Genomic DNA, 19,818 nt, shown 5'->3' on the forward strand with positions numbered 1-19,818 from the left:
AGATTAAGGCTAATGTCGCCTAAGGTACTTGTGCTTATTAAATTTATATATTATGTTGTTTTTATTTATCTACGTATTACTGCGAACATATATCGCAGTGTTTGCGGTAGAATAAGCTGTTAGGCTTGTCGGTTGTTTTGGCGTATATTTTACGCAGTGTGGCGGTAAAGTGGCGGGGTAAAACTTCTATTTATCTAGGATAGTAAGAGCTCTTTAATTAAAAGGAGCTTCACATGGAAACTAAAATGAAAATCAATTCTGAAAAGGTTCGTGAATTAAGAAATAAAAGAGGATGGTCACAAGAGCAGTTATCTGCGTCATCTGGTTTAAGCTTGCGAACAATTCAAAGAGTTGAGGCTGAGGGAAATATATCTAGAGAGTCAAAAGTGTGCTTAGCAGCAACCTTCGATATTGATTTAAGCGAATTAGATTTTGTTGGTACTTTAAAAACAAACACAGACTCTGTAGTAAAATATAAACCAAATAAAATTGTAATATCGGTAGGTTTACTCTCTTTTATAATATCAGTTGTTGGTTACTTGTTTTTTACAGAGCCAAGTTACATATTCCTTATAGCTAATATGTTTGGTATTTTTGCAATAATGCACTCGTTGTTTAATTGGTATCTCTCTGAAACCACTAAAAACAATAGTGTTTTAAAACGTAGCGTACGAGTATTTTTTATCTATGTATTTTGTTACTCAGCTTTTTCATTAATTGGTGGTCAAAGTACAAATACTTTATTTAATGGCCTTTTATCTGGCTTTATTTTTTGTATTATTTATTTTCTTATCGACTTGAAATTAAGTGCAGGTAAAAGTTCAAACTCCATTGTAAAACAAGCCTAACAAGCTGTTAAAGCGGGACAAATTACAGTTGGCTGGTTCCGCTTCGCTTCACATTTTAGCCAACTACAATTTTCCCCTTAACAGGGCGTTATATTCCTAAAGTTTCACCAACATGGAGAGTTATAAATGAGAGTATTGTTTTTTAGTTTTGTTTTACTTTGTTCACAGTTTTCACTTGCATCAGATTTAATTCTAGCTGAGGAAATTAAATTAAAGTCCAATTCACTTGGAGAAGAAAGAAACTTATTCATAAAACTTCCCAAGAAATATCACAACGAAGAAAATTCATATCCAGTATTATACGTACTGCACGGTCAGTGGGATATGCTTTCAACTTTATCCACTCTTGATCTTTTAGAAGATCAAATTCCTAACTTTATAGTTGTAGGTATCGAAAGTAGGGGAAAAGAACTCAGTCCTGAAAATGGAAAAACAACACCTTTCGCTAACTTTCTAACAAATGAAGTCGTTTCATATGTTAATGAAAATTATCGAGTTGCAGCTTATGGTATTTTATCAGGGCACTCTAATTCGGGTCGCTTCGTATTGGACTCTTGGATAAATGACAATCCAGTTTTTTCGAAATACTTTGCTTTTAGTCCCTCTCTTGATGATGGTTACATCGTAGACAGAGTATCTAAATTAAATTCTGAAACATTAAACAAAAAAGTGCCTCTTACTATCACCATCGCAAATGAAGGTGAACATATGCAAGACCCTTTTACAGAATTAACTCAGAAGCTAAGTAATCTAACGAAAGGTTCTTTTGAATTCAAAAAATTCCCAGAGCAATCTCACAGAACCACTAAACATCCTTCGATGCAGTATGCTTTACAATCAACATTCGCTGGCTGGGAACCGACTTATGAAGTAAAGGTGTCAGGTTTAGATGGCTTAAAAAATCACTATACTAATTTATCCGAAAAGTATGGGTTTAAAGTACTTGTTCCTGCAGAAACCTTACAAAAGCTGACTGCTCATTATGCAATCTCTGGCAATGCAACTGAAGAACTTAATAAACATATTGCTTTCACAATTAATCAATCACCAGAAGGTGTAAACTCACTATTTGAGATATCTGACTATTTATCTAGTAATGGGTATACAAAGGCAGGTGAAATTATTCTAGATGAAATATGTAATCAGGCTAAAAATAATCACAGATGTAGTGGCTAGAGCGGAATATAACAAGTTGCTCAAGTTCGTTCGTAAACTCACTGGGACAATTAACAGTTGGCTTGGCGCTTCGCGCAAGTATAGCCAACAATCAATTGCCCCTTAGCTAAGCTGTTATATGCACTAAGGTCACGGATGAAGCAATATTCAGTCGTCAGAATTAAAAAGTTGAATCGTGAGTTCACATTTGATGAAAATCACATGGGTACACGTTCTCCTATAGTTGGTGATGTTGCCACTATTGTAGATGTCTATGATGGAGCTTATGATCTTGAGTGTTGCGACAAAGATGGCTGTACGATTTGGTTAGAAATCTTTGATTCAAAAGACGCTGAATTTGAAATAGTAGATGACTTACCTTCAATTAAATTATCCCAAAGTGAGTTCATAGAGTTATTTGAATTCATGGAAAAGGCTAACGAATTATTTCATCAACCAATGAAGTATTCTGATCCTAATAAAGTAAAAGAATTTGCGCAGGCTAATTACCCTTTAATTAAAAAGTTTTATTATGAAACTCTGTGGGATAAATTACCAGAAGCGGAAAAAGAACGACGACTTGATGAGTAACGTGCATATAACAAGTTGCTCAAGTTCGTTCGTAAACTCACTGGGACAATTAACAGTTGGCTTCGCGCAAGTTTAGCCAACCGTTAATTGCCCCTTAGCAAAGCGTTAGAAGGATGAGGCACTTACATGCATGCAGCTGACCTTATCGAAATTCTCAATGAAAAGTACAAGGGAATAATTGCTATTGATGGAGACTTAGGCGGAGGAAAATCCATCATAGCTAATGAACTATCCGAGAAAACACAAATACCAGTTGTGCACGTTGATGACTTTTTGGTGCCGCGTACAGGTCGTTATGTAGATTCTATACAATATCTTGATCTGGAGAAAAGTATAAGGAAATCAGGTCGCCCGATGATTATTGAAGGGATATGCTTGCTGGATGTTTTGAATAGAATTGATCTTGAACATAACCAATATTTTTTTATAAAAAGAAAAGAAAACACTCCATATAAAGACAGTGTGTTGTTATCTGAAATAGGTGACTATATACGAAGAAATAGTGAAACGATTAATGGTGCTAGGACTTTATTTATGAATCGTACTGAAACTAACCAATTGGATGTTGATATTGTATATTTGAAGTCAAAGACTTTGGTAGCAGTAGTTTTGGCAATTGGTGGAATCGCCGCCTTAGCTGTTGGAGCATATGTATTAACTTCCGGTATTTCAACCCAAGATAGTGCCGTTTTTAAGATATTGGGAGCTGAGGTTTCAGCCGAAGGTATAGGTGCAGTAATTCTGGCATCTTCTGTGCTGTGGGCATATTTTTCATATTTGGCTAGGCCTAAATACAGCAGACGTAAGGAAGTCCGCAACGAAACAGGGGCCGACGGATCACAGAGAAACTATGAATTTGAAAGCTCTACAATGATTGCAGCAAAGCCTCCCGAGAAACCCTTCTAACAAGCAAGTGCAGTGGAGCAATTTACGCTACGCTCCAATTGCCCGCTGACTTGGGCGTTGAGGCTGTAGAATTTATAAATCTTAGATTCCAGAGCCAAAAACTACGTTGATGAGAGTGATTTATTTCATAAATCACTCTCATACAACATTAGATTTCGCGTAGATGCGCGGTTTTTAGTGTAAATTAATCAAAATTTAATGGCTGTTTTTCTTGAATGATAAATTCTACAGCCTCGTTATGTTTAAACCATATATTGGAGTTATGTTTTAATTATGAAAGCTGTAAAAGTAGAAGAAAATATCAAAGTTGATTCAGTTAATGAAAATAAAGTGAAGAATGAAACCCTCACTACAGAGCTTCACTTTGAATTACTAAAACAGTATGCGTGGCTTTCATCGGCAGTAATTGGTGCAATTATTTTTCTTGTTCAACTAAAGGCTGTTGAAATGGGAGACGATGTTTATATTTCATTGGGGCTTTTAGGTTTATCTATATTCTTTTCTCTTGTTGGGCAAGACCATATCGTTGACTCATTACTTAAAGGTAAAGATATATACAAAATGTCTAAAATTTTGAAGTTAATTAGAGGCGCTTCAATGGGGTGTTTAGGTGTAGGCGCTGGCTATTTTTCAAAAGGCATATTTTAAACCTAACAAGGAAATAAACAAGGACACGTAACAGTTGGCTGCGTTCCACTTCGTTTCACATTTTGGACTTAAAATAAATAAAATAAAGGACAGACACAAATATCTCATTGATTTAACCCAATCACAATCAGTTAAAAATTAAATTGCACTAACTAAAACCAATGAAAAATTGGGCTCATTTAGTAAACAAAAATGAACTGGGGGCATGAGAACTACGAAATGATGAAATTTGAACGAGTAAAATCGTCAGCTCTATTGCTGAGGCTTAAAATATTAAGAACAGTTAATACTGAGGATTAGCCGACGCCTTTACACCAACTTCGACCGTGATGGTGAGCATAATCTCGTAAATGAGCTTCATTGCCGGCAAAACTGCCGTATTGCCGTCAATTATTAACAAAAAAGCGCCTGTCCCTTTTATTTTTCGCTTGGGGGTAATCAATTTAAAACGGCTCTGATCCCTTTTATGTCCCAAAATTCGATGCACATATTTTTAAGGCCACATTCTACAACTAGAAGGATTGCCCCCTTTATCAAATCCCCAACGTTTAATGATGTAAGTTTTAGAGTCAACAACATAGTAAATAAGGCATTTACCCACCAAATCTTTGTTAGAAAAATTAGGCAGAATTTCTTGATTATTAAAATGGTAAATCAAATCCCCTTCATTCTTTTTCGTAATCTCTGTCAAGCCTTGCCCTGTAATGACAAAGTTAGCTCTTTTAAGTTGTCCTGCATTTTTATATTTAAAAGGTTTCTTATAATGCATTTTGGTGCCAATCTTATCATCCAGAACGTTTACATACCCTTGATATCCAGTTGTACAACCACCTATGCTTAAAAGTAATAGTAGACAAACGATATGGTAACTCTTCATTTTATATACTCCTAATAATTATCTTCTATTTGCTGCGTTGCTGTGTAAGCGTAATTATAAGGTCTTGCCGCAGCTAATAATGTCAAACCATAGGAGTGAGGCATTGTTAGAATCAAACTTGCTTGATTATTGGTGATAATATCTGCATTACCTAGCACATCAGTAAAAATATCGTGTAAACCATCATGAAATTCTGAAAACGCATCTACATATTTCCCTTTTGCGGCCTGTTTCATCCACGGGTGTTGATCTGAGCCAAAAGGAGCCTCTATATCACCACTTAACACCTGTTCTAATGTATCATCATCCAATTGGTATCCAGTATCACTTTTACCTTTTAGAGCACTATGTGTCAACAACGGTTTAAAATTGACCCACTTTTTCAGTAATTCATCGATTGAAAACTGACCCAGTTAGTCTTGATAGGTATCAATAATACCCGCTTTTCTTTTTTCTCTTAATCGATAGCTTTCGCCAGTTAATTGCAACACATGAGAGTGATGTAGTACGCGATCTAACATGGCCGCTGTTAAAGTTGCATCATCTGAAAAGGCGCTCGGCCACTGTCCAAAGGGTAAATTGCTCGTTAGAATCAAACTGCCTTTTTCATAACGCTTGGCAATGACATTAAAAAATAGATTTGCTTCATCACGGCCAAATGGTAAATAGCCTATCTCATCGATGATTAGCAACCGAGGAGCAAGAATAGAGCGTTGCATGTAGCTTTTCAATTTTCCTTGCCGCTGTGCACTGCTTAGCTGAAGCATTAAATCTGCGGCACTGATAAAACGTGTTTTCTTGCGTTGCTCAATGGCTTTATAACCTAACGCAATGGCTAAGTGCGTTTTACCTGTACCACTTGGACCTAGTAAAATGACATTCTCACACCGCTCAATAAAGGCAAGCGAGCTTAGCTCCGTTATCGCTTTACGTGGTGCCCCTGTTGCAATCTTGAAGTTAAATTGGTCTAGTGTTTTGATGCTTGGAAAACCGGACATTTTTAGCATGATTTCTCGCGCCCGATCATACTTATTCTCTAACTCGCTAGTGAGGATCTGATACAAAAAGTCAGCATAACTACTTTCATTTTTGACGCATCGACTCGCAATGTTAGGCCAGTTGTTTTCTATATTTCTTAAATTGAGTTGCTCACATATTGAAGCGATTTGTTCATGTTGAATACTCATAGTTGCTCCAGTAGTTCACTGTAAACAGATATCGGGTGTTGATAGCATTCAATATCAATGGGCGCAATAAACGACACTAATGCGCTGCTCTTTAAATCCAAACTGCTGTGAAGTTTTTGTGGAAGCGGTTGTAAGTACGCCACTTCTTCATCAAGGAGGTATTGCGGCTTTTGTGCGGTCGTACCATGAATACGTTGGTGGGCGACATCGTTTAGCCATCCGCCAATTTTGCTATTGGCATTTGCACAATCTAACGATAAGCCCGCTTGCTTGAGCGTTGCATGCAGTGGTACAACAAAGCTATTCTTCAAGTAATGGTTAAATCGTTCAACTTTCCCCTTGGTTTTAGCACGATACGGCCGACATGCTTTGGGTTGAAAACCATATTCCTCAGCCAAATCAAGAAACGATTGATTCCAACGGTGCTTTCCTTCACCGTAAACATCGCGCTCAATAACTAATGCTTTAGCGTTGTCGCATAACACTTGTTTTGGAACGCCGCCAAAATAGTGAAATGCTTCCCTTAATCCGTCCATCCATGCTTCTGTTCGCTCATGGTCATAAAAATAGACGTAGCAGGCTCGTGAATAGCCAAGGGTTGCCACAAACGCCTTAATGGTAAGCTTTCCGCGTTTAATCGTGGTGAAGTCTATTTGCATTTGTTGACCCGGAACGGTTTCAAATCGAACAATAGGCTCTGGTGTTAATTGCTTGAAAGGGGATAAATACACCCTGAGTTGCGTTATTCCACCTTGATAACCTCTAGATTTTATTTCTGACAACAAAACAACAGCTGGGATCCAGTGTGGTTTTGCAGCATCTATTCGACCTTGAATATACTCATGGAAGGGACTGAGTTTAGTCGGTGGTGAATGTCGTTTTGTATAATGAGGCACGTCATAGCCTCTTAAATATTTACGCACAGTATTGCGCGATACGTTTAATTCTTTGGCAATGGCGCGAATGCTTTTGCCTTGTTTATGCAGGACTTTAATATTCACAAATAGCTCCTTCGTTAACATACCGTATCACCTAAAAATAAATAAATGATACATCGGTGGGTCAATTTTGGATCGATGTTAGTGGGTCATTTTTGCACCGTTGGTGACAACTATGAACTTTCCCTGTTTTGTTATATTTACTACTAACACTTTTGTAAATAGCTTCAGCACTCATTGTTAAAGCTTGAGCTAGAGCAGCTATCTTTGCCCCTTTACTACAAGAACCACCTGATGCCTTACCAGCACCACACCCACCAAGAGCAGAAACTGCGACTCTTTGAGCAGCATCACCCCAACCAGTAACGGGACCTGCATTTGCAAAGCCACCAGCAGCACCCGCTATTGCACCTGTAAATGCACCTCTAAGTGCTCCTTTTAAACTTCCTGTTACCCAATGCCCCACCAACAGCCCCGCCTACGGCTCCAGCTATAGCTCCAGCCGTGATTGCCCCTCCTACTGAAAGCCCAGTAACAAATGTTTGAGTGGTTCCTAACACTGTCATGCTAAAGCCTTGAGTCATCCCCCAACCAGCAGCCCACCCTGAGGCGGCTCCGTAAGTTGCTATCGTAACAGCTATTGCAACAGCCGCCTTCCAGTACTTTTTAACGAATTTTTTAAGCGACTTAAAGAAATATCCACTCGGATCGGTATAACTCATTGAGTTATTCAACACGTATGAATAGCGGTTATAGTTTTGACTATTCGTTGGTGCCTGAATAAACGGATCAGCCTGAAGGAATCGACCTAACGTTGCATCGTCAATCCGACCGTTCATATGAATTAGTCGGTAATTGGATTATATAAAGAACGTTAACTTATTAATTAATAAGCTATTTAATATTATTAAGGTAACTTACATTTCATTTGTATTGAACAGAAAGTTCGCTATTTAATCTATTCACGAGTGTTAGTCGAAAACTCATGGGTAACTAGCCCTAATAAATGTCGTGTTTTTGCAATTGTAAAATGTCGTGTTTTTGCATATACTTTGAAAGAAGCGAGAGGAGCTGCCATGCGCATTAAAGACAAAATACAAATTAGAGTTAAGCGTTCAAAACGCTCTGTATTTTTGCGCTCTGACTTTAAGGATATCGCAGGGTACGATCAAGTAGGCCGAATACTTCGTCTCATGGTCGCATCTGGTGAATTAATCAAAATTGGTTATGGCCTTTATGTGCGTGCTCGTTTGAATCGTATAACCCGAAAAGCAATGCCTGATAATCCAGGTGGTGCTGATGGTGTGTTAATCGAAGCAATGGAGCGATTAGGCAAGGATTATAAATTTGATGATCTTTCTGTATCAAATATGCAAGGTGTTAGCACGCAAATTCCTGCCAAGATTAACGTCATTCCAACATCTTCTCGTTTTACTCGTAAAATAGAGATAGGCTCTCAGGGTGTTAACCTTGCTTGATAGTTCACTATTTGCCGATGTCGCTGATGCAATTGGTTTAAGCAACCCTACCATTGTCGAAAAAGACTATTATGTTGTTCAGTTGCTGCAATTGTTAGAGCAACTAGAGACCCCATTCCATCAAATAGTTTTCTCTGGTGGTACGGCATTAGCAAAATCATCAGTTAAAACATATCGTATGTCTGAAGATGTCGATTTAAAATTTGTACCAAATGATGAATTTGATAGCATCCCCTCTCGTGGTGCAAAAAAGAAAGCAAGAAAAGCTGTTCGGTTAGCAATTGAGGCGCTCATTGAGCAGTCGCCTATTTTTCAATTAGAAGAAAATGCATTAGTACGTGATGAGTACCGTTATATGTGTTTCGAAATAAAATACCCACAAGCTTATCAAATTGAACCATGTTTAAGGCCATACATTAAACTAGAGTTAATTGAGTCTGATTTATTGAGTGACTTTGTTTCGCGAGATATTACCTCCCTTTATGCATCTGCACTGCAACAACCTAGTGAGCTAGCGGCATTTGCCTGTACTAGTGTCATTGATACGCAGGCTGAGAAAATAATATCGATGCTAAGGCGTACAGCAAGTCATGCCAGAAACATTGAAAGAGATGATGATGAAGCATTAATTCGACATATCTATGATACACATCATATTCAGTTAACTAGCCCATCAGATATTAGTAAACTCGCTGCGCTGATTGATAAAGTCATGCAAGCTGATATTGAACGCTATGGCAATCAACATACTCAAATGGTTGAATCTCCGCTTGATGAGCTGCGTTTCGCCTTGGCTTTACTTGAAAATGACTCTATTCATAAAACGCGTTATGAGCAGTATGTTAAGCCAATGGTTTATGCTGAAAACAAAACAACATGGGAAGAAGCTTTTCTGTCATTCAAAACACTTGTTGAAAAGGTTTTTGAGCGCTTAAAACAATAACTAACCTGAACTCGGGATGAACTAATAGCCCACCTAGTGATCGGATCTTTCGAACAAGAAACGATTTAAACACTATAAACGGTGAGCGTATGGATAAGTTAGTTGAAATATTTTGTGATGTCGATGATTTTTGTGAAGTTTTTATTCCTCAATGGGAAAAGCAATTACTGTCTGATGGGACGAGAAAGCGGCAGCGTAAAGGTCGAATGGCCACAAGTGAAGTGATGACTATCGTTATTTTATTCCATATGTCGAATCACAGAGACTTTAAAAACTATTACATCGGGTTCATTCAGCGTTTTTACAAAAAACAATTCCCATACTTGCTTAGTTACACACGATTTTTAGAAGTCATGCCAACGACATTAGTGCCGTTGTGCAGTTATTTTTCTGCGATTAAGGGGCAGCCTACAGGCCTTGAATTTATTGACTCTACAAGCATTAAAGTTTGCCACAATTTAAGAATCCCACGCCACAAAACATTTGATGGAATTGCTAAACGAGGTAAAGGGACTATGGGCTGGTATTTTGGATTTAAGCTCCATTTGATAGTGAATCACCTAGGGGAGATTGTTGCAGCGAAAATAACGGCTGCGAACGTGCATGATACTCAACCCGTTGAAGGTATGGCATCAGACCTGCCAGATAAACTCTATGCTGATAAGGGCTACATAAGTAAAGCATTAGAAAGTAATTTGCTAGAACAAGGAGTCACTTTAGTAACAAATGTGCGAAAAAATATGAAAGCAAAGGTACTGTCTATTTGGGATAGGGCCATGCTATCTAGGCGATTTATTATTGAAACAATCAATGACCAATTGAAAAACATTTCACAAATTGAGCATTCCAGACATAGAAGCATGAATGGCTTAATGTTAAATCTCATTGCTGGGCTTGTGGCTTATTCTCTGAAAGAAAACAAACCACAACTAAATATCACTGACGTTGAGATGAATCAGATCGTCGTTTCTTAAGCCGATCTCAGGTTACATAAATATTTTTCCACTTTTTTTCACTTTCCTCTGTAGCTTAATTCTGTCAAAACTTTTAATTCCAGAGTGGGTCCACCAAAATTTATACATCCAACAGTAAATTTTCCACCCAATTTTTGAGATGTCCATTCAGTGCTATTGTTTGCGATTGAATTCGATGAAAAAAGAATGCCTACAAATATGGCTAGTACTATGAAAAGTTGAGAAGTTCTTTTATTATTTATACCAATTGCATTAAGTAAGTGATCTTGTTGTGCGTAGAGAAAATCAGCTAAAACAAGGCGCTCGATTGACTAATAGCTGGCTATTAGGATTGAGAGCAACGCCATTTTAGTTAATTTTAACAAGTACAAGTGGGCAAATATTTAATGCAATTGGTGTTACGATAGAGCTGAACATGAGCATTCCCTTAATTGTTCACTACTTATCAAAATTAGTAGAAAAGAGGGAAATTTCCATAAAATATTCAAAATTGATATTTAGCTAGTATGAAAACTAATTTCACTAATACTATTAGATATCGGAACGACGACTTATCAAAGTTCTATTGTTTCGCCATAAGTTAGAGGCAACAAAAAACGGCGCTAAATAGCGCCGTTTTATATCAAAAGCTGAATTGCGATTAACGCAGTTCTACTGGCACAGCAAACACGGTATCTTCGATAATACCCGGGTTTTCTACCACTTCACCATTTGTTAATTCAACTAGCTTTTCAATCACTTGATTAACTAAGATTTCAGGAGCAGAAGCACCAGCAGTAACACCAACAGCTTTTACGCCTGTTAACCAGCTCGCATCAATGCCGTCGCTGTTATCAATGAGATAAGCAGTTGTGTTGTTTTTCTCAGCTAGTTCGCGCAGACGATTAGAGTTTGAGCTGTTTTTAGAGCCAACCACTAATAACAAATCAACTTTGGCTGAAATGTCTTTTACCGCGTCTTGACGATTTTGTGTGGCATAACAAATGTCGTCTTTGCGTGGGCCTTCGATTTCAGGAAAGCGTTCACGCAAGGCATCGATAATATTTTTAGTATCATCTACTGACAACGTTGTTTGGGTAACGTAACTTAGATTACTCTCGTCAGTCACTTGCAGGTTTGCAACATCTTCGACGGTTTCGACTAAGTACATAGCACCGTCATCGTTCGAGTATTGCCCCATGGTGCCAATCACTTCAGGGTGGCCTTTGTGACCAATGAGCACACATTCAGTGGTGCGTTTACTTGAACGCGCAACTTCCATGTGTACTTTTGTAACCAACGGGCACGTGGCGTCAAACACGCGTAAATCACGACGCTTCGCTTCTTGACGAACCGCTTGAGATACACCATGCGCACTGAAAATAACCGTTGAGTCATCTGGCACTTGGTCCAGCTCTTCTACAAATACTGCGCCGCGCTCACGTAAACCATCTACCACGTATTTGTTATGCACCACTTCATGGCGCACGTAAATAGGGGCGTCAAACAAGTCTAAAGCTCGTTCAACAATGGTGATTGCGCGGTCTACACCAGCACAAAATCCACGAGGGTTAGCACGAAGTATTTGTATGCTCATTACTCATTAACCTCAATAATTTCAACAGCGAAGGTAATTGTTTGCCCCGCTAGCGGATGGTTAAAATCAATAGTCACTGACTCACCAACAATTTCACGAACAACACCGGGAATTTGTGCACCGTCTTGTTGATCGAACAAGATAATGGCACCAATTTCTAATTCCTCAGCACTAAATTTAGCGCGATCCATGTGATAGATGTTGTCAGGGTTATTCTCACCAAACGCATCTTTAGCATATAACGTAAACTCTGTTTCATCGCCTTTGGCTAATCCCATAAGGTTAGATTCAAAAGCTGGCGATAAACTTCCATCACCCATGCGTAATTTAGCAGGCTTGTTATTCACCTTAGTGCTATCAGCGGCGCTGCCATCTTCTAGCTTCATGGTCACGTGAAAGATAATTTCGCTTGTTTCTTTGATCATTATTTCGATCCTTTCTCTAACTCGTTGTCATCTTTATTGATAAACGCGTCAATGATAATTAAAAATGCGCCAACACAAATGGCTACATCGGCAATGTTAAATACTGGCCAGCTATACTCTTCGTAATAAAGATGTAAAAAATCAACTACAAAGCCATAGCTTAAGCGATCAATTAAATTACCAATAGCACCAGATAACACTAAGGCATAAGCAATATTTAAACCTTTAGTCGACTTGTGGAGTCCGCGCATCCAATAGATTAACAAACCGCTGACACTCACTGCAATGATAGTAAAGAACCATCGTTGCCAGCCACCAGCTTCACTTAGAAAACTAAATGCAGCGCCGCGGTTTTGAGCATAGGTAAAATTAAAAAATGGCATGACGTCTACCGACTCATGCAATTTAAAATTAGCCAATACATAAAGCTTGGTGGCTTGGTCAACGACCAAGCTCACAATAGCTAACCACAACCACACTAAGCCACTTTGTGCTAATGCAGGTTTGCTGTTAGTGCTATCAACAGACTTAAGCATAAGCACGCTCTTCGCCTTCACCATCGATATTAGTGATACAACGACCACAAAGAAGTGGATGCTCTTCGCTGCTACCGACTTCTTCACGGTGATGCCAACAACGGTCACATTTTTCACCGCTTGACGCTTCAACTAACACTTTTAAGCCTTCAACATCAGTCTCAACAGCACCTTCAACAGCGTCGCCAGCCACGATAGTTACATTTGATGTAATCAATACGAAGCGTAATTCGCTAGCAATCTTGTTTAAGTTTGTTGCTAATGCATCGCTAACATAAAGTGTTACGTTAGCCGCTAAGCTACCACCAATCACTTCATCACGGCGGGCTTGTTCCATTGCCTTATTAACTGCATTTCGAACGTCTTGAATTTCATTCCAAAATTCAGTGTTTAGTGCTTCGTCATTGCTTAATGCTGTTAAACCTTCATACCACTCACTCGTGAATACGAACTCTTCGTTATTGTTTGGTAATGACTTCCAAACTTCATCAGCGGTGAAGCTTAAGATTGGTGCAATCCAACGAACCATAGCTTGCGCAATATGGTACATCGCAGTTTGACAACTACGACGTGGCAGGCCATCAGCTTTAGCAGTGTATTGTCTGTCTTTAATGATATCTAAGTAGAAGCTACCTAATTCAATTGAACAGAAATGCGTTAGCTTTTGTACAACAGTATGGAACTGGTAGTTTTCGTAAGCTTCGATAATTTCTTGTTGCACTTGTTCAGCACGACCAACGATGTAACGATCAAGTGCTACTAGATCTTCATTAGCAACGATATCGTCTTTGCCATCAAAACCGTTCAGGTTTGATAATAAGAAACGTGTCGTATTACGAATACGACGATAGGCATCAGCACTACGATCTAAGATTTCATCAGACACCGTCATTTCAGCCGTGTAGTTTGCAGAAGCAACCCATAAACGCAGAATGTCAGCACCTAAACGGTTAACTACTTGCTGTGGTGACATTACGTTACCCAATGACTTAGACATTTTCTTGCCGTCGCCATCAACAGTAAAGCCATGAGTCAGTACTTGCTTGTATGGCGCTTTGCCATTCATTGCGACAGACGTCATTAATGATGATTGGAACCAACCACGGTGTTGATCGCTACCTTCAAGGTATAAATCAGCAGGACCAGTTAATTCTTCACGCGCATCAACAACACACGCATGAGTTACACCAGAATCAAACCATACATCTAATGTATCGCTTACTTTAACGTACTGTTCACCGCCCTCGCCTAAGAATTCACTTGGCTCAATATCAAACCACGCTTGAATACCTTCTTTCTCAATTAGCTTGGCAACTTGCTCAAGTAATTCAGACGTATTTGGATGTAGCTCATTGGTATCTTTATTAATAAAGACAGTTAGTGGCACGCCCCATGTACGTTGGCGTGATACACACCAGTCTGGACGACCTTGTACCATGGTTTCGATACGCTGTTGACCCCAATCAGGGATCCACTGTGTTTTTTCAATTTCGCCAAGCGCTGCATCACGCAGACCATTTTTGTCCATACTGATAAACCATTGTGGTGTAGCACGGAAAATAATTGGCGTTTTGTGTCTCCAACAATGCGGATAGCTGTGCTCTAACGGCTGATGATTTAGCAACGCGTTCTTTTCTTTAAGCACTTCAACAATGGCATCATTGGCTTTAAATACGTGTTGACCAGCAAACAGTGGCGTGTCTTCCAAATACACACCATTAGCACCCACAGGGTTAGCGACTTCGATGTTGTATTTGTTACCAACCACGTAATCTTCTTGACCGTGACCCGGTGCTGTATGAACGATACCAGTACCTGAATCAGTGGTAACGTGCTCACCTAAAATAACCGGCACATCAAAATCGTAGAATGGGTGGTTAAAGCGAACAAGCTCTAACGCGCTACCATCACATTGACCTAATACGCTGTAGTCTTCAACGCCATAACGCTCCATGGCGCTATCCATTAAATCACGCGCTAAGATCAAGCGCTCTTTCACGCCATCTTTGGTTAGCTGGATTAACACATACTCAACTTTTTCATGCATTGATAACGCGCGGTTAGCAGGTAATGTCCAAGGAGTTGTGGTCCAGATAACGGTAGAAATGGTGCCTTCACCGCCATTTGCAGCATCAATGCCCATTTTTTCAAGAATTTGTGCTTCATCGACCGCGTTAAAACGCACGTCGATTGCTGGTGATTTTTTATCTTCGTATTCAACTTCAGCTTCTGCTAGCGAAGAACCACAATCTAAACACCAGTGAACTGGCTTAGCGCCTTGCTGTAGGTGACCATTATCGATGATCTTACCCATCGAACGAACGATGTTTGCTTCAAAATCAAAGTTCATCGTTTGGTAAGGATTTTGCCAATCGCCAAACACACCTAAACGGATGAAGTCTTTACGCTGACCATCAACTTGGCGCTGTGCATAAGCACGACATTTCTTACGAAACTCCGCTTCTGAAATTTTATGGCCAGGTTTGCCGTGTTTTTTCTCGACTTGAAGCTCAATTGGCAAGCCGTGACAATCCCAACCAGGAATATACGGCGCATCAAAACCAGCAATGGTTTTTGACTTAATAATAATATCTTTAAGAATTTTATTTACTGAGTGACCAATATGAATATCACCGTTGGCATAAGGAGGGCCATCATGTAATACGAAACTCTTGCGGCCTTTTCTTGCTGCACGAATTTTTCCGTAAAGATCCGCTTTGTCCCATGCTTTAAGCATCATAGGTTCGCGGTTTGCCAAGTTTGCCTTCATTGAAAATGAAGTTTTTGGCAGGTTTAAGGTCTTCTTGTAATCACTCATTATTACTCACGCCCATAAAAGGTCTATAAATTAGTAGGTCTATAAATTAGTAGCTCAACATCATTACCCAGCAAAATACGTTTTTGCTGAAATGACATCCCTTTCAATTTGTTGTTTTAACAAATCAAAAGAGTCAAATTTCTTCTCATCTCTTATCTTATGAAGCACATGAGTATCTAAGCATTTACCATAGATATCACCTTCAAAATCAAAAAGATGTATTTCTAACTGAATACGTAGTCCATTAACCGTTGGTCGTTTACCAATGTTAGCAACGCCTATGTATTCTTTATTCTCTAAATTTACGCTAACCGCAAACACACCTTGAACTGGTGATACTTTGCGATCTAATGCAATATTTGCCGTCGGAAAGCCAATAGTACGGCCCTTTTTATCACCGTGACGTACACGCCCACTAATAATAAACGGATGTCCCAACATATCCGTGGCGCTCGTCACATCACCGAGTGCTAATTTTTCACGAATAAGCGTACTACTTACACGATGATTCGACACCTTTAAGCTCTGAGTGCTGACCACTTCAAAGCCATGCTCTTTGCCCGCAGCCACCAGCATCTCGAAATTACCTTGACGCTGATAACCAAATCGGAAGTCATCGCCAACCACTAAAAATTTCACGCCGAGTTTTTTGACCAACAACTGCTCGATAAAATCTTGTGCCGTCATTGCCGAAAATTTGCTGTCAAAACGTACACACAATAAACGCTCGATATCATAATGCTCAAGCAAGTTTAATTTATCACGTAATCGCGACAATCTTGCTGGTCCTTTGTCAGCATTAAAAAGCTCTTGAGGTTGCGGTTCAAAGGTCATCACCGTGCTTGGTAAAGATAACGTTTTAGCTTGTTTTTTCAATCCATTAAGCACTTCTTGATGGCCCAAATGAACACCATCAAAATTACCAATAGTTAATACACAGCCACGCGATTGCGTATCGATGTTGTGTATCCCACGAATTAATTGCATAAAACTTAGCTATCTCTTGCACTATAAAACTGGCGGATTATATACCATTAGCACCTAAGGCGCAGCTAAAATAGTCGACCTATTTAGCATAAAATAAAATCTATTCTTCTTGCCAAGAGACTCGTTTAATCGACGTATTATTATATTGACGTTTAGTAAAGATAATTGTGTTGTCATCCACCACAGTAAAGTCACGCTGTCTAAATGGAATAGCGACATTTTCAACTTTGCCAGTTGCTAACGACATTCGATAAAAGCTTTTCAATGCATCGGTGCCATAGAGATAATTTTCTGACATGTTAACGAAAACCAATCCCGTTATAGGTAAGGTAACAGCATATTCACGTCCACTTTCAACATTGATTAATTTTTTATCAGCCAAATAAAAAACATTCCCTAAGCCATCTGCCAATAGCTTCTTGATATCTATCGCCTCAATAGACGTTGTTTGACGAGTCATCAAATCAAAACGCGCTAACTGCTTCTGGTCGTTGACAACACTGGTGAAATATATCCACTGTGGTTTACTGCCCCACTTCATCGCAGTAATACTGGTATTAGCCAACTCGGTAATTAAGTGAACTTCTTTAGTTGCTAGTTCAAGGAATGCTATTTCATTACCTTGTAAAAATAGTAATCGCTTACCATCATGAGAAAGTGTTAACCTTTTTAACTTAGCGGCATCATCAAAGTAAGTGAGCTGTTGTAACTCTTTATTGTCACTCAACCATATTTGATTACGGCCAGTACGATTCGAAACAAAATAGTGGCGATGTTGTTCTAAGTTAGCAGTTTCAGGATAGAAATCACTACTGTCAGTTGCATGTAAATAGTCAAATTCTGATGCTGTTTCGCTAAATAGATGTCGTCCCATGACTAGTTGATATTGTTGCAGGTTTTGTTGTGCAAGTAATAGTTGGTTGTCAAATTCTAATGCTGAATAGAAGGGCTTAACATTTTGAGGCAACATAACGATATCAACGGCTTTAGATTCAACATTAATTTTAATAAGCTTATTTAACTCATTAACGAGTAAATGTTTTCCATCATCAAACCAGTTAAGAGAAAAATTCAAATGCTCAGCCGACATTTGGTGTAGTAAGCGTGTTTCCTGGGTTATTAGATCAATAATGTAGACTCGCATAGGCGCTTTAACTTGCGCTTTTAAATAGGCTAAAAATCGTCCATCAGGCGAAAGACGAAGTTGAATTGCCCCGCTTGGGTTGTCGCTTGGTGGAACTAAAACTTTGGCACGTTGTGTTTTCAAATCGTATTGATAAATAGCAGCGCCAGCAAAGCCTTGCACCAATTCAGTGTAATATAAATAATTAGCGTCAGTATCTAACTGACCATAACCATTGCGAACTGAACTACAAGACTTAAGCTTAGTTGGTGGCATTAACTCAGGGAAAGCCGTTAAATCAAAAAGGGCGTAGTGACATTCTTTGCGATCAATATTTACTAATTGCGTTAATAACTTATTTTTACCTGCTTGCCACGATAGCCCACCAACTTGGTAATCAGGCACTTTTAAAATAACTTCTGCTTGATCACTAGAGCGCTTAACATGTGTGTTAACGACGCCTTGATAAATATTACTATACGCAAAAAACTCTTTATTGCGCGACAACAGTGGATTAGATTCCGCCCCTTGATTCCAAGTGGCAGAAGTGACAGAAAATTTGTAGCGCTTTATTGGTTTTTTAATCGTACTTATTGTTATTTCTGAAGGTAATGATGATTGGCTAGCGTCTGTTTCGGCAAACCATAAGTATCCTACGACTATCAAAAGCAAGACGATAACGCTCGTTAAAACAAGCGTCACTTTATTTGCAATCGAGCTATTAATATTAGAATTTGGCGAATTAGTCGGCAAAACAGCTTCTGGATTCAGCAATGCGTTGCCATGAGCATTATTTTCAAGAGTGTCATTACTTTTATTGTTAGTAGGAGTCTCAACATCATTTTCTTGAGATTGAATGCTAGGAGTCTCTGATTGTTGAACATCATTGGCGATTGCTACTGGCACGACTTTAACAGTTAAACTATACCCCTTGCGATAATGAGTTTTAATCATTCCTGCTTTAAATTCAGGATGGCTCAGCTGCTTTCTTAATTCAGAAATCGCTCTATTAATTGCATTATCATCAACAAATGATTGCTGCCATACCCGCTCGACTAATTCTTGGCGAGTCACGATACGGGTTTCATTGCTAACAAAATAGCTGAGTAATTTAAAACTAAGAGGGTCGAGCTCCCTTTCAGTGTTATCTGACGTAATAAGACAACGCTGACTAATAAAAAGCCAAGGTCCTAATTTAATTTTCACTAATTCTTCCACACAAATCACTTACTGGCCGCAAAGCGACAAAAAACTTCTAAACAATTGATAGTAAAAACTTTAAACCCAATACTTATCAAATATAAGCATCTTCATAAGGATTTAATAAGGTTTCAATAATAAACCAATTATATTAATAAAAACAACGATTAATAGAGCTTAATAGTGATGAATTGATTCCTCATGCTTTGATAAGCGACTTTCCCCAAAATTCTAACTAATCTTGTCCCCATAGAATCGAGGCAGCAAGTAAATAGCTCCTCTATTACACACAAATTACTTAACAAATTTATCCAAAGAGGACATACACATGACTAACAAAAATATCAACTTACTCGCATTAAGTACTGTACTTGTAGCAACACTATCTATCTCAAACAACAGCCAAGCTGCTACGACAGACGCAGCAGAAAGCAATATCCTAGGTCAGAAAAAGTTAACGCAAAAAATAACGAAGAAAAGTGACGAAAAACTTACTCAACTAATGTCTTCAATGACTTCACAGTTTGAGCAACAGTTATCCCAAACAATATCGATTAAATTTAACCTTTAATAATCAAAAAATTGAACCCTAAATCAAACAATTAATA

The 19,818-nt window shown here is 38.8% G+C and carries 21 protein-coding genes; 9 read left to right on the forward strand and 12 right to left on the reverse strand.

Translation table 11 applies throughout. From position 1 onward, the window contains the following. The first annotated feature begins 233 nt into the window (after window positions 1-233). From ACMAZF_RS16475 to ACMAZF_RS16495, 5 genes are all read left to right on the forward strand, one after another. Window positions 234-848 (forward strand): helix-turn-helix domain-containing protein, encoded by a 615-nt coding sequence (locus ACMAZF_RS16475; protein ID WP_435274833.1) that lies wholly within the window; start codon window positions 234-236, stop codon window positions 846-848. 126 nt (window positions 849-974) lie between these two features. Next, window positions 975-2,024, forward strand: coding sequence for an alpha/beta hydrolase (locus tag ACMAZF_RS16480; RefSeq protein ID WP_435274834.1), 1,050 nt, complete (start codon window positions 975-977; stop codon window positions 2,022-2,024). 135 nt (window positions 2,025-2,159) lie between these two features. Beyond that, window positions 2,160-2,594, forward strand: coding sequence for a hypothetical protein (locus ACMAZF_RS16485; protein ID WP_435274835.1), 435 nt, complete (start codon window positions 2,160-2,162; stop codon window positions 2,592-2,594). Window positions 2,595-2,720: 126 nt separating this feature from the next. Then, window positions 2,721-3,500 carry a hypothetical protein gene (locus ACMAZF_RS16490; RefSeq protein WP_435274836.1) on the forward strand — a complete coding sequence of 260 codons (780 nt, stop codon included), beginning with the start codon at window positions 2,721-2,723 and terminating at the stop codon, window positions 3,498-3,500. Window positions 3,501-3,773: 273 nt separating this feature from the next. Beyond that, window positions 3,774-4,148 carry a hypothetical protein gene (locus ACMAZF_RS16495; protein WP_435274837.1) on the forward strand — a complete coding sequence of 125 codons (375 nt, stop codon included), beginning with the start codon at window positions 3,774-3,776 and terminating at the stop codon, window positions 4,146-4,148. 493 nt (window positions 4,149-4,641) lie between these two features. On the opposite strand, the gene ACMAZF_RS16500 is transcribed toward ACMAZF_RS16495, so the two are convergent. Genes ACMAZF_RS16500 through ACMAZF_RS16525 form a run of 6 tightly spaced genes read right to left on the reverse strand, consistent with a single transcriptional unit; the run spans window position 4,642 to window position 7,989 of the window. Continuing rightward, window positions 4,642-5,025 carry a hypothetical protein gene (locus ACMAZF_RS16500; protein WP_435274838.1) on the reverse strand — a complete coding sequence of 128 codons (384 nt, stop codon included), beginning with the start codon at window positions 5,023-5,025 and terminating at the stop codon, window positions 4,642-4,644. Window positions 5,026-5,036: 11 nt separating this feature from the next. Next, a complete protein-coding gene (locus ACMAZF_RS16505) occupies window positions 5,037-5,381 on the reverse strand; it encodes a hypothetical protein (RefSeq protein ID WP_435274839.1) in 345 nt (114 codons plus the stop codon). 57 nt (window positions 5,382-5,438) lie between these two features. Beyond that, window positions 5,439-6,212: an IS21-like element helper ATPase IstB gene (gene istB, locus ACMAZF_RS16510; protein ID WP_435273981.1), complete on the reverse strand. Its 774-nt coding sequence runs from the start codon at window positions 6,210-6,212 to the stop codon at window positions 5,439-5,441. Beyond that, complete coding sequence (istA, locus tag ACMAZF_RS16515; RefSeq protein WP_435274182.1) at window positions 6,209-7,234, reverse strand: IS21 family transposase; 1,026 nt, start codon at window positions 7,232-7,234, stop codon at window positions 6,209-6,211. Before istA ends, istB begins: the two co-directional genes overlap by 4 nt. A 40-nt stretch (window positions 7,235-7,274) precedes the next feature. Beyond that, window positions 7,275-7,616, reverse strand: coding sequence for a hypothetical protein (locus tag ACMAZF_RS16520; RefSeq protein ID WP_435274840.1), 342 nt, complete (start codon window positions 7,614-7,616; stop codon window positions 7,275-7,277). Beyond that, entirely contained in the window at window positions 7,576-7,989 is a 414-nt protein-coding gene (locus ACMAZF_RS16525; RefSeq protein ID WP_435274841.1) for an RHS repeat-associated core domain-containing protein, read from the reverse strand. Before ACMAZF_RS16525 ends, ACMAZF_RS16520 begins: the two co-directional genes overlap by 41 nt. 237 nt (window positions 7,990-8,226) lie before the next feature. Between ACMAZF_RS16525 and ACMAZF_RS16530 the strand changes: the two genes are divergently transcribed. The 3 genes from ACMAZF_RS16530 to ACMAZF_RS16540 all read left to right on the forward strand — a co-directional run bounded on the left by ACMAZF_RS16530 (window position 8,227) and on the right by ACMAZF_RS16540 (window position 10,545). Next, window positions 8,227-8,628, forward strand: coding sequence for a DUF6088 family protein (locus ACMAZF_RS16530; protein ID WP_435274842.1), 402 nt, complete (start codon window positions 8,227-8,229; stop codon window positions 8,626-8,628). Beyond that, entirely contained in the window at window positions 8,621-9,571 is a 951-nt protein-coding gene (locus tag ACMAZF_RS16535; RefSeq protein WP_435274843.1) for a nucleotidyl transferase AbiEii/AbiGii toxin family protein, read from the forward strand. The genes ACMAZF_RS16530 and ACMAZF_RS16535 overlap by 8 nt, the downstream gene beginning before the upstream one ends. Window positions 9,572-9,660: 89 nt before the next feature. Beyond that, window positions 9,661-10,545 (forward strand): IS982 family transposase, encoded by an 885-nt coding sequence (locus ACMAZF_RS16540; RefSeq protein ID WP_435273829.1) that lies wholly within the window; start codon window positions 9,661-9,663, stop codon window positions 10,543-10,545. A 640-nt stretch (window positions 10,546-11,185) separates the two neighbouring features. On the opposite strand, the gene ispH is transcribed toward ACMAZF_RS16540, so the two are convergent. The 6 genes from ispH to ACMAZF_RS16570 all read right to left on the reverse strand — a co-directional run bounded on the left by ispH (window position 11,186) and on the right by ACMAZF_RS16570 (window position 19,216). Further along, the gene (gene ispH / locus ACMAZF_RS16545) at window positions 11,186-12,115 is read right to left on the reverse strand and encodes a 4-hydroxy-3-methylbut-2-enyl diphosphate reductase (protein WP_435277266.1); all 930 of its coding nucleotides are present in this window, start codon (window positions 12,113-12,115) and stop codon (window positions 11,186-11,188) included. Window positions 12,116-12,120: 5 nt separating this feature from the next. After that, a complete protein-coding gene (gene fkpB, locus ACMAZF_RS16550; RefSeq protein WP_435274844.1) occupies window positions 12,121-12,546 on the reverse strand; it encodes an FKBP-type peptidyl-prolyl cis-trans isomerase in 426 nt (141 codons plus the stop codon). Continuing rightward, entirely contained in the window at window positions 12,546-13,082 is a 537-nt protein-coding gene (gene lspA, locus ACMAZF_RS16555; RefSeq protein WP_435274845.1) for a signal peptidase II, read from the reverse strand. The genes fkpB and lspA overlap by 1 nt, the downstream gene beginning before the upstream one ends. Continuing rightward, complete coding sequence (gene ileS / locus ACMAZF_RS16560; protein WP_435274846.1) at window positions 13,075-15,900, reverse strand: isoleucine--tRNA ligase; 2,826 nt, start codon at window positions 15,898-15,900, stop codon at window positions 13,075-13,077. Before ileS ends, lspA begins: the two co-directional genes overlap by 8 nt. A 63-nt stretch (window positions 15,901-15,963) precedes the next feature. Further along, window positions 15,964-16,887 (reverse strand): bifunctional riboflavin kinase/FAD synthetase, encoded by a 924-nt coding sequence (ribF, locus tag ACMAZF_RS16565; protein WP_435274847.1) that lies wholly within the window; start codon window positions 16,885-16,887, stop codon window positions 15,964-15,966. Window positions 16,888-16,987: 100 nt separating this feature from the next. After that, a complete protein-coding gene (locus ACMAZF_RS16570) occupies window positions 16,988-19,216 on the reverse strand; it encodes a winged helix-turn-helix domain-containing protein (protein ID WP_435274848.1) in 2,229 nt (742 codons plus the stop codon). Between the two features lie 322 nt (window positions 19,217-19,538). Here ACMAZF_RS16570 and ACMAZF_RS16575 point away from each other — a divergent pair, with 322 nt between their 5' ends. Continuing rightward, entirely contained in the window at window positions 19,539-19,781 is a 243-nt protein-coding gene (locus ACMAZF_RS16575; protein ID WP_435274849.1) for a hypothetical protein, read from the forward strand. Window positions 19,782-19,818 lie beyond the last annotated feature (37 nt).

Origin of the sequence: Psychrobium sp. nBUS_13, assembly GCF_051201665.1 — a bacterium.
In the GTDB taxonomy this organism is placed as follows: Bacteria; Pseudomonadota; Gammaproteobacteria; order Enterobacterales; family Psychrobiaceae; genus Psychrobium.

What these genes read in the sequence shown, in the direction of transcription:
- ACMAZF_RS16540 (WP_435273829.1), top strand. Translation starts at nt 9,661, where the DNA reads ATGGATAAGTTAGTTGAAATATTTTGTGATGTCGATGATTTTTGTGAA.
- ribF (WP_435274847.1), bottom strand. Translation starts at nt 16,887, where the DNA reads ATGCAATTAATTCGTGGGATACACAACATCGATACGCAATCGCGTGGC.
- ACMAZF_RS16525 (WP_435274841.1), bottom strand. Translation starts at nt 7,989, where the DNA reads ATGAACGGTCGGATTGACGATGCAACGTTAGGTCGATTCCTTCAGGCT.
- ACMAZF_RS16575 (WP_435274849.1), top strand. Translation starts at nt 19,539, where the DNA reads ATGACTAACAAAAATATCAACTTACTCGCATTAAGTACTGTACTTGTA.
- ACMAZF_RS16475 (WP_435274833.1), top strand. Translation starts at nt 234, where the DNA reads ATGGAAACTAAAATGAAAATCAATTCTGAAAAGGTTCGTGAATTAAGA.
- ileS (WP_435274846.1), bottom strand. Translation starts at nt 15,900, where the DNA reads ATGAGTGATTACAAGAAGACCTTAAACCTGCCAAAAACTTCATTTTCA.
- fkpB (WP_435274844.1), bottom strand. Translation starts at nt 12,546, where the DNA reads ATGATCAAAGAAACAAGCGAAATTATCTTTCACGTGACCATGAAGCTA.
- ACMAZF_RS16480 (WP_435274834.1), top strand. Translation starts at nt 975, where the DNA reads ATGAGAGTATTGTTTTTTAGTTTTGTTTTACTTTGTTCACAGTTTTCA.
- ACMAZF_RS16530 (WP_435274842.1), top strand. Translation starts at nt 8,227, where the DNA reads ATGCGCATTAAAGACAAAATACAAATTAGAGTTAAGCGTTCAAAACGC.
- ACMAZF_RS16490 (WP_435274836.1), top strand. Translation starts at nt 2,721, where the DNA reads ATGCATGCAGCTGACCTTATCGAAATTCTCAATGAAAAGTACAAGGGA.
- ACMAZF_RS16500 (WP_435274838.1), bottom strand. Translation starts at nt 5,025, where the DNA reads ATGAAGAGTTACCATATCGTTTGTCTACTATTACTTTTAAGCATAGGT.
- ACMAZF_RS16485 (WP_435274835.1), top strand. Translation starts at nt 2,160, where the DNA reads ATGAAGCAATATTCAGTCGTCAGAATTAAAAAGTTGAATCGTGAGTTC.
- lspA (WP_435274845.1), bottom strand. Translation starts at nt 13,082, where the DNA reads ATGCTTAAGTCTGTTGATAGCACTAACAGCAAACCTGCATTAGCACAA.
- ACMAZF_RS16495 (WP_435274837.1), top strand. Translation starts at nt 3,774, where the DNA reads ATGAAAGCTGTAAAAGTAGAAGAAAATATCAAAGTTGATTCAGTTAAT.
- istA (WP_435274182.1), bottom strand. Translation starts at nt 7,234, where the DNA reads ATGTTAACGAAGGAGCTATTTGTGAATATTAAAGTCCTGCATAAACAA.
- istB (WP_435273981.1), bottom strand. Translation starts at nt 6,212, where the DNA reads ATGAGTATTCAACATGAACAAATCGCTTCAATATGTGAGCAACTCAAT.